Here is a 13,612-nt window from a genome sequence, read left to right on the forward strand (position 1 = left end):
CTCTAAAATTGTAAAAACATTTACATCAGAAATGGTAAAAAACTTCTTAAATTTAAAGAGCCCCTGGAAATATTAAGGGGTTCTTTAAATTTGACAGTGTAGGAAGTAAAAAGTGCTACCTAAAGCTTAGTTATAAAAATCATAGAAACTTTAGTCAACATAATCTTAAACTTCCACAATCATATATAAAACTAATGAAAAAACAAAATGGAGGAATTCCTTTTAATTGTATCTTCCCAACAAGCAAACCTACTTCATGGGCAGACGATCATATAGAAATTACTTCTATTTTTGGAATAGGAAGGGATAAAAGATATTCAATTTTAGGTGGTAAATTGATGAGTGATGAGTGGGGATATCCTAATATAGGCGTAGCAATTTGTGATTGTCCATCTGGTGGACATGATCTGGTCTTTTTAGATTATAGAGAATGCGGGAAGTATGGAGAACCCAAAGTTGTACATGTAGATCAAGAAAATGACTATAAAATTACTGTTCTTTCAAATACTTTTGAAGAATTTATTTGTGGACTGATAAATGAAAGAGAGAGAATAGACTAGGGGTCAAGGGGGAAAATCCCCCTTGCACGAGCATCTATTTTTACTTGTAAAAAAGTGGATGAGTAATCGTACTTTACACTTTTTTGACTGAAGCTCGTATTATCACATTAAAAAATGGGAGATTATTTTGGAAAAATTGAAGATATTTAAGCTAATATTTTTATTGATTATTGGAACTACGACTATCTTTGGAGGAAGTATGGAATTTAAAGATACAAATAAAATTGAGTTAACAGCCGAAGACTGGAAAATATTGGAAGAAGATATGAAAAGAGAACCAACGTTCATAGAAATAAAATATGACAATTTTATTGTGAAAAAAGAGTATATCCAATTTTATGATGAAATAATTGTAGAAGATGAAATGTATAAAAATCAATATAAAAAAGTTATTAATGGAGAAAAAATCTTAATCCCAACAAAAGTACAAAAGAATGGGATTGTATGGCGTCATGACTATGGACATAATTTTTATACATATGAATTTGCTGTAAGAGAAGACGAAATATATTTAAATGGATTTATATATATAAATGGGAAATGGAAAGAAAAAAAAGTTTCTAGGAGTGGAGGGACAGGAATGGATGGACTTGCAACTGTTAGTGCACTTTTAGCAGGAGTCATAATTGCACCAGTATCCTTGATTATTGATCTATTAAAAAGCCCTTTTAAATCTGAAAAAAAATGAAATCTATATTTGACGAAAGGAGGTTAAAAAAAATGAATATAGCTAAAAAGTATATTAATGGTCTGCTAGAGGCATACAGTACTAACGGGCAAGAAGAGGAAAGGAAGAGTTTTTCTAATTTAATAAATGGTGCTTGTCAATCAGATTTAGACAACCTGAAAATACTATATCCAAGTGTTCCAAATTCACTTATTGAACTTCTTAAGTTTGTAGATGGAACGTACCATAAAAAATATAAAGGTGAAATAGTGTTGTTTTATTTTTTAGGTTCAGATCTTTACGAATATCCATACTATTTACTATCCACGAAAGAAATAATTGAAAACAAACATAAAGCCTTTAAATATTATGCTGATTATATTGATCGTCTGTATGATGAGGATGATGTCATAGTAGACAATAAAATTACAAAAAATTCCAAAGAAATGAATTGGCTGCACTTCTCAGATTGTATGAATAATGGTGGAACTTCACAACTTTTTATAGACTTTTCACCCTCGGCAAGTGGTATTAATGGGCAAATCGTAAGATTTTTACACGACCCAGACGAAATTGAAGTAATAGCAAATAGTTTTGACGAATACCTTCAAAAACTAATGGATTGTGGTTATAACTTTATACACTAGATTATGAGTATAAGTAATTTGGGTCCTTTTAAATCGAAAAAGAATAATATAGAATAAAAGACGTGTTGTTATTCTTTTATAAAACTAAATAAACGATAATATCATAATAAATATAAAAGTTTAAGTGATTATTTAAGATAGGGGTGGGTTTATGAAAGAAGAACAATGTTTAATAGCACAAAATATAGCTTACGACTTACTAGAAGAAAAGAAATATCATTCTGCAATAGATGTATTATTACTAATATTAAAAGAATTTCCTCAAAAAGAAATCCAAGTTTTATATGAAGGTCAGCTTGTTTTTAATTACTTAGGTTTTTCATTTATGGAGATAGGGGATTTTGAAAATGCTGAAAAAGCATTTGAACTTTCATTAAAAAACGAAGAATTTGTGGGAGACATTTATGTTTATTTAACAAGAATTAATATGTTTTTAAGACCTGTATCCTCATTTGGAGGTAGAGACTATAAAAAAGCCTTAGCTTATATAAGAAAAGCATTAGCCCTTTTCGGGAATCAGAAGTATAGAAATATCAATTTATTTTCAGCCTATAACGAAAATAAGGTGTTAGGAATTTATTTTGAAACACTTTATTTTGGATTCAAAGCAAAAGAATTAAAAGATATAGATGTTGAAATAATGAGCTTATTAAGAGATATGATGCTATTAAATTTTAATGAATTTAACATATTTACTCATATGAGCTATTTTCTACGTTATGGATTTGGAGAAAATGATTTTTCAGAAGAAGTTAATAAAATAAATTTTGAAAGTATTGAACCTCGAGTATATCATGATTTGGTACATAAAATTGTAGATATTACTTACTATAAGGAGGAGATTAAATTCTACTATAACTTCTCTGAGTATAGGGGGACTGCGTTTAAGGAATTAAAATGTAATTTTGTAACAATTAAAGAAAAACTAGATTCTTTAAAAGAAATGGAAGGCTTTACCTATATATATAAACTTGTAAGTAAATATATGGTTAAAAATTCAATAGAATTCTATAAAGAAAGATGTCCTATTTCTAAGCAAATTTATTATATTGCTGTTTTCTCAAATAATCGAGAAAATATTGGGGATAAAGAACTCATCTATAAAACTATACACTTCTATAAGTTAGAAAAAATTATTGAACATTTTTTTAAATATAATGAAATATATGAGATTGATAATTGGATCACTTTAGAAGAAAATCAATTTAAGGTATTTAAAATGGTAAAAGAATTTATTCTCGATGAAATAATGGAAGGAACTAAGAAAAAATATAATAAAATCATACTAAATAGTGAAAATTGTGATATTTACACATCAAAAGTAGGTGGGGAACCATATATGCCATTGGGAGTTACATATCCATTGAATACAATAGATGGAAAGCCTCTAGCTTTACTTGCACAAATTAATTTTGAAGAGATGCCATCTTTAGAAGGATTTCCAACAAAAGGTATTTTGCAATTTTTTATACCTTCCAATCCTGATTTATATGAAATAGATTGTGGAGAATTAAAAATTATATTTCATGAAAATATAAAATATAATTGTGAACAACAGATTTTAGTGAAGACTGAAAAAAAAGATCGTTGTATTTTCCGCCCACTACCTTGCAGACCAGAATATAAAATATATTTTGAAGAAAAAACGAGAGGGCTCTTACCATATGATTGTAGATTTAATCAACTCTTAAAGGAAAACTGTAAAAGAAATTTTGGAATACAAATTGAAGATATCTACGATTTAAGAGATATATTAGGTCTTGATCCTGATGAGATCTATGATTGGTTTCCAAGAGAACATTGTATAGAAGGAATTCCTATATTTTATGAATTTGATCCAAGAGAATATGATATACAAGATAAAGATAAGGAAATATTATTACTACAATTAGATAGTGATTGCAGTAAATCTTTAGAGAATTATTTGTGGGAAGATGGAGGCTGTATTAACTTTTTTATATCACCTAATGATTTATTAAATAAAAATTTTGATGATGTTCTTTGTGAATGGAATCCTGGAATGTAGTTTCCAATTTTTTATTTTAAAATGAAAGAACTTAAAGAAATGCACCTTTAAGAAGGTCAATTTAAATTAGCTCTTTATAGGGTGTAATAATATATTATCTAAAGGTTCAGAAAATTAATATAAATAAGCTTTTGTCAAAACTACATGAAAGTTAAATTCTAAATTTACATAAGGAGGTTATTATGTATAAAATAGGTCATCTTGGCAATTATGAAAACGTTCCTCAAATAGTAGAATATATTTTTAATAAAGATATTGAAAAATTAGAAGAAGAGTATAGAAAAGAATGGAATATAAATAAAGAAATAACATTATGTAAATATATAACAACAACACCTTTAGAGATAGCAATTCAAACTAATAATGAAAAAGTAACATTATGGCTTGTAGAAAAAGGCGTAAATGTAAAAACTAAAGAAGGTGATTGGGGAACGGTAATTTCAAATGTTGCTCGTTACTCTTCTTCAAAAATTTGTGAGTTATTTATAAAAAATGGAGCATTGGAAAATTTAACAAAAAGACAATGCGTGAGAATTTATGCGGATATCTTTTATGGGGAAAAGTTCAAGAATATAGATGTTTTTGAGAAATATGGAATAACAGTTAAAAAATATGGGAATGATTGTTTAAGAAATGCTATTTCCGACAGAAATAAAAAAATAGCTCAAATGTTTTTAGATTACGGAGCAGACATAAATTTTAATGAGCCTGAAATGGTATATACAAATGGAGAAACACCAGTTATGATAGCAACAAGAAAGAATTATATTGAATTAGTAAAGTGGCTTGTAGAAAATGGAGCTGATATAACTATTAAAGATAAATATGGACAAAGACCTTATACACTAGCAGTATTAAATAAATATCAAGAATTAACAACCTATATTAAAAGTTTAGAACCAAAAGAATTTCACAATGAAGAAGCGAGAAAAAATAAGATAAAGAAATTCAAACTTTCTAAAGATATAGTGGAATTTTTTAACAAGGAAAATCTTAAAATAGAGTTTTCAAAAGAGAGTGAAAGTAAGTATATAGAGTTTTACAAACTGGAAGATACTTTTGAGATGATATGGAAAAGAAAAAAATATTTGTCTTTGGTTATGGAACTAGAAAACTATGAGCTAGACTTTTTATGGGAGTCAAAAAATAAAAATATTTATATATTAGATGCAGAGTATGAAGAAATAACTAAGATTGGAGATTGGAATTATTTTATAAAAAATTGTGAGGAGATAATAAGTAAATTTATAAATGGAGATATTTAGATAAAAAATGAAATAAGGAAGGGAGTGTTGTAAATTTTGTGTAAACTCTAAAAATCAATGTAAAATTTCTATAAAATGGAGAGGTGTAGTTGCCTGATTGATGCGTTGAAGGATCTAATCCCGCGAAAGCTAGTAATTTTCCAGAGTTTGAAAAGTTTTTAACATTTCCAATTTCAGATAGAATAATGCTAGCTAGAACATAGGATATCCCTGGAATTGTTAATAAGGGACTATCCAAAAAAGTCTGTAAATAAAATATGAGGAAACTGGATAGACTACATGGAGGTAGATTTTTATGATGAGATTAGAAGTAGCTACAACAAAATATACTTTAAAATACATGTTTGGTGATATTAAAAGTATGAAACAGGCGTTAAAAGATTATGTAGAGCTTATAAGAAATGGAAAGGCATTTGAAGACTCCTACTGTGTAGCTCACTTTGAACTTCAGGGAGAGCCTATTTCAATAGATTATTTTAAGGAGCATAAGGATCTAATTGAATACCTTGAGGAGAGTTCTCCTTTTTTCTTTATGAACTCCGATAGGGAAAATATTCAGGCATCAACTACAGGAGAAGCACTATTTTTCCTCTGTGCAGCAATGTATCCTGAGTTGGAAAATGATATGAAGGAAGCTTGTGAAGCCATGGTTACTTTTTCAAGGAGACTCAATGACTCATCGTATATGTGGCTTACCTATGAGAGTCCCTTTGGTGTAGAACCTCTTCAGATTACAGCTACAAAATATCCGAGATATGGATACCTTCTAGCAAGTTTTTTGATTCCCTACTGGGATGATGAACATATGCCAGATGCTCTTTTTTCTTTAGGAAACTGGGCTCATAAATTGGGAATTACAGAGGATACTCTCAAGGCATACTGCTACTGTGATAATTTAAGAGCAAGGCAAAATATGCTTGGGTATGATACCTGGGAAGGTGGGGTTGACCAGGCTATCGAAGGAAGTAAATTTGATCTTTTGACTCACTTTAGGGAGAAGCCTGAGGAGTATGAAAAATTTAAAAACATACTGGTGAAGAGGTATAGAGAGATGCCTCACATCCACTACAGTAATGACGAGTATGACATGAATCCTACAAGAAACCTTGTTATCGAAATCCTCTACCTTGAACATCCTTACAACACTTGGAAGGATGACCATGATATGGATCATTGGCTTACCAATAGATTTATAGATAATCAAGCTAGTGAGGCCATTATTGAACTGGAGGAATATATAGAAAAAAAATTAGAAAGACCTATCACTTCCCTTGAAGAAGTACACTCTCAATTTGCTGAGCAGGAAACTTTCAAAGCTATATTAGCTCAAGCTTATAAAAATCAAATTAAAAATAAAAAAATAATGTATTGTGGTATAAATATTACCTCTAAAACTGAGGAACTACTCTTATTAAACCTTCATAACAATGGATTATCTTCTGAAATAACAAAAGAATCCTTAAGCCATATAAAGAAATTTAAAAATCATAATAGTTGTACCAATTTTGACAGTTCAATATTGAAATATTGTAAAAATATAAAAGAGCTTGATTTGACAGGGGCTTATTTCTTGGAAAATTTTAGTTTTTTAAAAAAACTAAAAAAATTAGAAATATTGAACCTTACTCGGTGTAATATCTCTAGTGTACGACTATTATTCAAGCTTAAAAGATTAAAAATTGTGTGTATTTCTGAAAATAATAAAATTTCAAATAAATGGATTCAAATATTAAAAGAAAATATTCCAGAGGTTTTTTATCTCCCTCCTAAAACAAAAATTTTAAGTGGGGGCTCTCTATTACAAATTCAGAATGATACTTTTGATAAAACAAATAGTAAACTTTATGACGCAAATGGTTATTTAATTACTGAAAGTGTTAGTTATTATGGAAGTAATAGTGAAAACAAAATAATACATAAAAGAGTTAATCTAGACGACGATTTAGTTAAACAGTTAAATATAAAGGAAAGCGGATACTATTCAAATGGAAAAATTAAATATAGAGGAAATTTTATAAATTCTGAACCTGAAGGTGTTTGGAAGTGGTACTATGAAAACGGTGTAATTAATCAAAAGTCTAGATATGAAAATGGTGTGACAAGAGGAACGATTAAAAAATTTGATGAAACTGGGAGGATGCTAGCTTTAGATTTGCTTAACCCGTACAAAAATTTGGGTGATATGGATGGACTAATTGAGATTAGTAGTATTTCATTTTCATCCCCTGAACTGATAGCATTAGACCCCTTAATACACCTTGCAGGAGAAGACGAAGATGTTTTGTTTGGTTCTCGTTTTGAAGATTCTATTGATGAGAAATTGTTTTATAAAGTTTTTGTAAAAAAAGAAGGAAGAAATATTGAAAGGATAAAGATAATCTCTGAAAAAGAACTATCACCTCAATCTTTAATCTATCAGTTAGCTTGTAGAGAAAGTGATGAAATCTCTAGTTTAGATAGAGATTTAGGGGAATATCTAGGTATTCCTATTGATACAGGAACATTTTGCATAGGAGATCAAGAGTCGATGGAAAGAGCTCAGACATTTTTTGAAGCGAGATCGAATGAAGATCTGGAATTCGAAATTTACGATGACTATTTTTATTCAATATTAGAAAAAGAAGAGATAATAATTTGGAATATTCCAGATACAAAAAACAAAATACTTATTTGCAATACTGGATGTGGAGACGGGAATTTCCCTGTTTATTTTGGGTATAATACAAAAGGAAACATCAAGAGTATTGATATTTTATTTATGAATATTTATCAATAGGAGCTTTCGAAAAGATACAGATGTTTTCGTGGAAATAATTGAGTATGCTGATTCATCGATAAATATTGTATATCGTGTTTGGTGTAACACCTCTGATTACTGGGATGTTTATTTCCAATCTATGAAAATGGCAAAAGTTGAATTTGATAAAGAGTGACTATAACTTTTATGACTACATATCCTAATTTTTAATAAAATATCAAAAGAATTCTTAAAAAATATTAATTTTTTACCATTAATATGTTATTATAAATGAAAAATTAATTTAAAGGAGCTAAGTATGGACGATAAAAAGAAGTTTTTATTTTATAATTTATTAACAAATAAAGAAAAAGAAAGTTTGAAAATAAAAAACTATAAAAAAGGCGAGGTTTTAACTTATTTTGAAAAAATACATAAATTTTACTTCATTCTAGATGGTGAAGTTAGAATTTTTAAAAATCTCGATAAGATGTTACTAGCATCTGTTTCAAGATTAACAAGGGGATACTTGGTTGGGTTATTAAGATTTCTAACAGGAAAAGGAATAAATGATGAAGCAGTAGTCTTAAGTGAGACTTTAAAAGTGATTGAAATAGAATATGATATAGTTAAAAGATTAAAAGATGAGAGTATTGAATTCAATAGTTATTTAATCAATTTAGTTGTAAAACGTAGTATGGAAACTATAGATGTTTTAACAATAAAAAATTTTTCTGGGATTAAAGGTATAATTGCTTATAATCTAATAAAATATTCAATAGATGGCTACTTATATATTGAAAACTATGATGAGATTATTAAATATTTAAATATTAGTCATAATGGGTTTTATAGTACGTTGAATAAGCTTGTCAAAGATAAATTAATAGAAAAATCAAAGAATAGTATAAAAATTTTGGATTTCCAAGGTCTTAAAGATATTTACAAAGATTTCTTATATTAATGACTATTCTATTTTCGATATTCTAAATAATTTTATATTTTCTAGGCTCTCTTACATTAATAACTGAGATTGTTGTATGAAAGTAATTAAGAGAGGGATTTTATGTCTAAAAAAAGAGTATTAATTATCCCTTTTAAACTTTTATGAACTATTCTAAAATTCCAATAAGAAGGATAAGTATCGCCTTGATTGTATTATTTATAGTAAAGGCAGTATTGGTTGGGACAGCCAGAGCACAAGAAAATTTTTTTAGAAGGTTGAGATATTTTATGGAAATAATTGAGTACGCGGATTCAACGGTAAACACTGTATACAGTGTTTAGTACAATATTTTTTTATTATTGGGATGTATATTTTCAATCTATGAAAACGGCAAAAGTTGAAATTTAGAAACTAGAAGTTTCTAAATTAAACCTAATAAATGGATATTCATATAAATAATAATAAAAAATTATTAAAATTAAAGGAGCAAACTATGGACGAAAGAGAAAAATTTTTATTTTACAATTTATTAACAGACAAAGAAAAAGAAAGTTTAAAATTAAAAGTTTATGAAAAAGGAGAGATTTTAGTTTCTTTTGAAAATATACAAAAGTATTATTTCATCCTAGATGGTAAGATCAAACTTTTTAAAAATTTAGATAGATTAAAATTAATGGGAGTTTCAATATTATCTAAGGGATATATAGTGGGAATATTGGAGATTTTAACAGAAAAAAAATGGACTGGCGACGCTATAGTTACAACAGATATTCTAAAAGTGATTGAAATTGATCCTAATATAATTAAAAGGTTAAAAGAAGAAAGTATTGAATTTAATAGCTATGTACTAGATTTAGCTGTGAAACGTGGGATGGAGACTGTAGAGGCTTTAACAGTAAAAAATTTTTCTGGAATTAAAGGAATAATTGCTTACTATTTAATTAGATGCTCTGAAAATGGATATTTATACATAGAAAGTTATGATGAAGTTATTGATTATTTAAATATTAGTCATAATGGTTTTTATAGTACGCTAAATAAGCTTGTTAAAGATAAATTAATAGAAAAATCAAAAAATAGTATAAAAATTTTAGATGCTCAAAAGCTTAAAGAACTTTATATGGGATTTTTAAATTAAAAAATATTTAAATAGACTACAGTGATATTATTATAAATTTTTTTGGCAACTTATATATATCTATTTTAAATTTTAATTATAAATAAAAAAAGCTTTCAGGAAATTATATTCTGAAGGCTTTTTTGTTTAGTTGGTCAATTATTCCTCTTAATTATAAGATTTTTGGAAACTGAGAAGAATTCCTCTATTCTGTGATGTCCTGTTTTTTTTACATCTTCTGCAAATCTTATTATAAGGGACTCCGCAAGAGTCTACCTCTGTTTCGAATTCTCTTTTACATTTTAAACATTTTGTTTTTTTCTTTACTTTATTTCCCATAAATATCTCCCTTCATAAATTACCAAAATATATATTTAAATAATCTTTATTTTCATATTTATAGATTATAATAAAATTTATTTTAAATATAACGACCGATAGTGATTGATTTTTTTCTTAAAATATGTAAGGCAATTAGATTTGTTAAAAATAAATGTAAAAACATAAAAACTTTAATTATATCATAAAATTAAAAATAAATAAATTCCAATGGTGAGTTTTAATTTTTTTTTGATTTGTTATAATTATTTCCTAATAGAATATTAATTTATTTTAATTTTTCTAATAGATATAACTTTAACATTAAAACAACTATGAGGAGGAAAAAAATGAAAAAAATATCAATCTTATTAGCAGCTTTAGTTATTACTGGAGTTTCTTATGGAGCACAACTAGAATTAAAAGGTGGATTTGAGCCTTGGAGAGAAGGAAATAACTCATCTTCAAGTTTTGATCAAGGCGGGAGTTTAGGAGCAGAGCTATTATTTAATGCAGAAAATAGTCCATTTGATTATGGTATAGGAATGGAGTGGAAATCTGAATTTTCTGGAGGAGAAAATAATGTGTTAGGTGAAACAAAAAGTAATGCATTTCCTGTATATTTAACTGGTAAATATGGAATAGGAGAAGATTTATTTTATTTAGTAGGTAGAGCTGGATGGGCTATGTATGATACTTCTGAATCTATTGATGGGTTTTATGGAGCTGTAGGAGTTGGAAAACAATTCGGTCACTTTACTGTTGAAGCACTTTATGAATCTATGGATTTAAGCGGAAGTTCTCATATGTATTCAGGTGATAGAGTTAACTTGGCATCAATCAAATTCGGTTATAAATTTGGTGAAAATAAGAGAGATGTAATCTCAAGAGAAAAAGAAGAAGCGCTAAAAGCAGAGTATGAAAAACAACAAGCTGAAGAAGCTGCTAAAATAGCTGAAGAAAATAAAGCAAAGGAAGAAGCTGCTGCTTTGGAGAATGAAAAGGCTTTAGAAAATATTGCTAATGAAAATGAAAGAGCAGAAATCTTAAAAAAATATAATAACGTGATTGTTGCTGATGGTTATTCTATAAATAAAAATGTACCTATGAATGTTAATCAGGAATTTTTAGAAAATATTGCTAATGATTTATCAAATGAATCTGGGACTCTTACGGTTAGTGCTTATACAGATAATACAGGGTCAGAAGCAGCTAATTTAAGAATTTCTAAAAAAAGAGCTGATAAAGCTGCCGAAGCAATAAGAGAAGGAATCAATAATGAAAATATTGAAGTTATATCAGAAGGATTAGGAGAAACTAACTTTTTAAATGATAACTCTACTCTTGATAAAAGAAAAACTAATAGAAGAATAGAAGTTAATTTTATAGCTAAATAATACAGGAGGAATAATGAAAAAATTAATATTGATTGCTTTATCTATTTTAACATTAGTAAGTTGCAATTCTAATCTAGATAAAGAAAAAAAATCAAGTATAAATGTAACTGCAACTTACCGTGAAAGGATAGCATTATTACCTGGAGCTAAAGTTATAGCGACACTAGAGGATGTTTCTAAAGCCGATGCTCCTAGTGTTGAAATAGCAAAACAAGAGTTACCGGCGGGGAATCTTCCTTATAAATTAACGTTAGATTTTTCTGAAAAAGATATTATTGAAAACCATAGATACAACGTAAGAGTTAAGGTTATGAAAGATGAAAAATTAATTTTTACATCAACAGATTCATACGATCCATTTAAAGAAGATGAAAAGGTAATTATATTGAAAAAAACAAAATAATGTAAAAGATAAGATGGATAATTAATTTAAATTGAAACCCATGGAGTAGGATACTAAATGAAAGTACCTGTCCCATGGGTTTTTGATAAAGAAATCAAATAAATTAATAGGAGAATTTGTATTTATGCAAAATATAAAAATTTAGATTCAACATTTAATACTTTAAGTCCAGGTAAAGTTAAAATAGACAGATATGATAATGACGACTTCTATGGAGATATCATGATTGGTGGAAGTTATGAGACCTAAGATTCATTAAAATTATATACAAAAGTAGGATATAGAATAGGTAATGATTCAGATGGTCCTATAGGGAACATTGGATTTAATTATTTATTTTAAAAATTATTGAGAAGGAAATTATTATAATTTCCTTCTAATTTTCTATTTTAGGAGATTAATATGAGAAAAGAAAAAACTTATGGGAAAATACATTCTAAAAAATATAAAAAAAATTTTATTATTAGGAATATGGGATCTTTTAAAGGCTGTTATTATTAGTTTTGCTTTAATAATTATTTTGTGACTAATAACAGATTAGATAGAGAATTAAAAGTAAATAAAATAGTAATATTATAACATAATACGCATCAAAAAACAATCTCTATAGGTAGGGATGAAAAAAAATAAAATTGTTACTATAAATAAGATTAAATTACAAAATAAGGAGAGGGTTTTTATTTATTTAAAAAATTATAACGCGTTGAAGGAAAAAAGGATAACAAAAAACTATAAACGAATAAATATTAAAAGTTGAAATTATGAAAGAAAAAGAAAAATTTCCATTTTATAACTTATTAACCCTTGAAGAAAAGAAAAGTTTAAAAATAAAAACTTATGAAAAAAATGAAATTATAACTTTAATTGAAGAAGTAGATAAATTTTATTTTATATTAGAAGGAGAAGCTAGATTTTTTAAAAATTTAGAAAAAATTAGACTAGCTTCAGTTTCTATTCTTTCAGAAGGTTATATTATAGGGATAATGAAGTTTTTGAATGGAAAAGGGGCGGGAGATGTAGTAGTTACAACAGATACTTTAAAAGCAATAAAATTAGATATTAGTATAGTTAAAAGGTTGCTAGAGGAAAGTGTAAGGTTTAGTAATTATGTTCTAAATATAGCTGCTAAACGGTGGATAGAAACTGTAGATGTAATGACTATAAGGAATTTTTCAGGAAACAAAGGAATTATAGCTTATTATTTAATAAAAAAGTCGAAAGAGGGATATATATATATTGAAAATTATAATGAAGTAATAAATGGCTTAAACATCAGTGGGAATGGATTTTATTCTACTATAAATAAATTTATAAAGGATGGAATAATTGAAAAATCTGAAAATAGTATAAAAATATTAAATTATGAAAAGTTAAAGGGGTTTTATATAGATTACTTACATTGATAGGTTTTTTATAAAAAATTAAATGGATCTCTTAATTAAGTAAATTTTAAAATATTAGCAAAGCAGGAGAAATCTTGTGGCGCAAAACTATAGGGCATTTAAAATGATAGTCAGTTGCAGATCTTT

General features: G+C 27.3%; 13 protein-coding genes, 1 pseudogene and 1 riboswitch. Of the genes and pseudogenes, 12 read left to right on the forward strand and 2 right to left on the reverse strand.

Annotated elements, in window-relative coordinates; translation table 11 throughout:
* The first annotated feature begins 71 nt into the window (after positions 1-71).
* From NRK67_03910 to NRK67_03930, 5 genes are all read left to right on the forward strand, one after another.
* A complete protein-coding gene (locus NRK67_03910; GenBank protein ID UUV17761.1) occupies positions 72-560 on the forward strand; it encodes an SMI1/KNR4 family protein in 489 nt (162 codons plus the stop codon).
* A 127-nt stretch (positions 561-687) separates the two neighbouring features.
* Positions 688-1,248 carry a hypothetical protein gene (locus tag NRK67_03915; protein UUV17060.1) on the forward strand — a complete coding sequence of 187 codons (561 nt, stop codon included), beginning with the start codon at positions 688-690 and terminating at the stop codon, positions 1,246-1,248.
* 32 nt (positions 1,249-1,280) lie between these two features.
* Positions 1,281-1,874: an SMI1/KNR4 family protein gene (locus NRK67_03920; protein ID UUV17061.1), complete on the forward strand. Its 594-nt coding sequence runs from the start codon at positions 1,281-1,283 to the stop codon at positions 1,872-1,874.
* Between the two features lie 151 nt (positions 1,875-2,025).
* Positions 2,026-3,900: a YwqG family protein gene (locus tag NRK67_03925; protein ID UUV17062.1), complete on the forward strand. Its 1,875-nt coding sequence runs from the start codon at positions 2,026-2,028 to the stop codon at positions 3,898-3,900.
* 182 nt (positions 3,901-4,082) lie between these two features.
* On the forward strand, positions 4,083-5,165 hold the full coding sequence (locus NRK67_03930) for an ankyrin repeat domain-containing protein (protein UUV17063.1): 1,083 nt from the start codon (positions 4,083-4,085) through the stop codon (positions 5,163-5,165).
* Between the two features lie 85 nt (positions 5,166-5,250).
* Here NRK67_03930 and NRK67_03935 read toward each other — a convergent pair.
* Positions 5,251-5,403: pseudogene (locus NRK67_03935) on the reverse strand (IS110 family transposase).
* A 57-nt stretch (positions 5,404-5,460) separates the two neighbouring features.
* Between NRK67_03935 and NRK67_03940 the strand changes: the two are divergent.
* The 4 genes from NRK67_03940 (at position 5,461) to NRK67_03955 (ending at position 9,986) form a co-directional block, all read left to right on the forward strand.
* Complete coding sequence (locus NRK67_03940; protein ID UUV17064.1) at positions 5,461-7,941, forward strand: DUF4241 domain-containing protein; 2,481 nt, start codon at positions 5,461-5,463, stop codon at positions 7,939-7,941.
* A gap of 280 nt (positions 7,942-8,221) precedes the next feature.
* Complete coding sequence (locus NRK67_03945) at positions 8,222-8,866, forward strand: Crp/Fnr family transcriptional regulator (GenBank protein UUV17065.1); 645 nt, start codon at positions 8,222-8,224, stop codon at positions 8,864-8,866.
* Between the two features lie 143 nt (positions 8,867-9,009).
* Complete coding sequence (locus NRK67_03950) at positions 9,010-9,189, forward strand: hypothetical protein (GenBank protein ID UUV17066.1); 180 nt, start codon at positions 9,010-9,012, stop codon at positions 9,187-9,189.
* 152 nt (positions 9,190-9,341) lie between these two features.
* Positions 9,342-9,986, forward strand: coding sequence for a Crp/Fnr family transcriptional regulator (locus NRK67_03955; protein ID UUV17067.1), 645 nt, complete (start codon positions 9,342-9,344; stop codon positions 9,984-9,986).
* A 147-nt stretch (positions 9,987-10,133) separates the two neighbouring features.
* Here NRK67_03955 and NRK67_03960 read toward each other — a convergent pair whose 3' ends face one another.
* Positions 10,134-10,304, reverse strand: coding sequence for a hypothetical protein (locus NRK67_03960; protein UUV17068.1), 171 nt, complete (start codon positions 10,302-10,304; stop codon positions 10,134-10,136).
* Between the two features lie 329 nt (positions 10,305-10,633).
* Here NRK67_03960 and NRK67_03965 point away from each other — a divergent pair, with 329 nt between their 5' ends.
* From NRK67_03965 to NRK67_03975, 3 genes are all read left to right on the forward strand, one after another.
* The gene (locus NRK67_03965) at positions 10,634-11,680 is read left to right on the forward strand and encodes an OmpA family protein (GenBank protein ID UUV17069.1); all 1,047 of its coding nucleotides are present in this window, start codon (positions 10,634-10,636) and stop codon (positions 11,678-11,680) included.
* 13 nt (positions 11,681-11,693) lie between these two features.
* Positions 11,694-12,083, forward strand: coding sequence for a YbaY family lipoprotein (locus NRK67_03970; GenBank protein ID UUV17070.1), 390 nt, complete (start codon positions 11,694-11,696; stop codon positions 12,081-12,083).
* Positions 12,084-12,844: 761 nt separating this feature from the next.
* Positions 12,845-13,486: a Crp/Fnr family transcriptional regulator gene (locus NRK67_03975; protein ID UUV17071.1), complete on the forward strand. Its 642-nt coding sequence runs from the start codon at positions 12,845-12,847 to the stop codon at positions 13,484-13,486.
* A 46-nt stretch (positions 13,487-13,532) separates the two neighbouring features.
* A riboswitch (cyclic di-GMP riboswitch) is annotated at positions 13,533-13,608 on the forward strand.
* Positions 13,609-13,612 lie beyond the last annotated feature (4 nt).

Source organism: Fusobacteria bacterium ZRK30 (assembly GCA_024628785.1).
Taxonomy (GTDB): Bacteria; Fusobacteriota; Fusobacteriia; order Fusobacteriales; family Fusobacteriaceae; genus Psychrilyobacter.

Coding starts and splice junctions, on each gene's coding strand:
- NRK67_03920 (UUV17061.1), top strand. CDS start 1,281: ATGAATATAGCTAAAAAGTATATTAATGGTCTGCTAGAGGCATACAGT.
- NRK67_03925 (UUV17062.1), top strand. CDS start 2,026: ATGAAAGAAGAACAATGTTTAATAGCACAAAATATAGCTTACGACTTA.
- NRK67_03930 (UUV17063.1), top strand. CDS start 4,083: ATGTATAAAATAGGTCATCTTGGCAATTATGAAAACGTTCCTCAAATA.
- NRK67_03940 (UUV17064.1), top strand. CDS start 5,461: ATGATGAGATTAGAAGTAGCTACAACAAAATATACTTTAAAATACATG.
- NRK67_03945 (UUV17065.1), top strand. CDS start 8,222: ATGGACGATAAAAAGAAGTTTTTATTTTATAATTTATTAACAAATAAA.
- NRK67_03950 (UUV17066.1), top strand. CDS start 9,010: ATGAACTATTCTAAAATTCCAATAAGAAGGATAAGTATCGCCTTGATT.
- NRK67_03955 (UUV17067.1), top strand. CDS start 9,342: ATGGACGAAAGAGAAAAATTTTTATTTTACAATTTATTAACAGACAAA.
- NRK67_03960 (UUV17068.1), bottom strand. CDS start 10,304: ATGGGAAATAAAGTAAAGAAAAAAACAAAATGTTTAAAATGTAAAAGA.
- NRK67_03965 (UUV17069.1), top strand. CDS start 10,634: ATGAAAAAAATATCAATCTTATTAGCAGCTTTAGTTATTACTGGAGTT.
- NRK67_03970 (UUV17070.1), top strand. CDS start 11,694: ATGAAAAAATTAATATTGATTGCTTTATCTATTTTAACATTAGTAAGT.
- NRK67_03975 (UUV17071.1), top strand. CDS start 12,845: ATGAAAGAAAAAGAAAAATTTCCATTTTATAACTTATTAACCCTTGAA.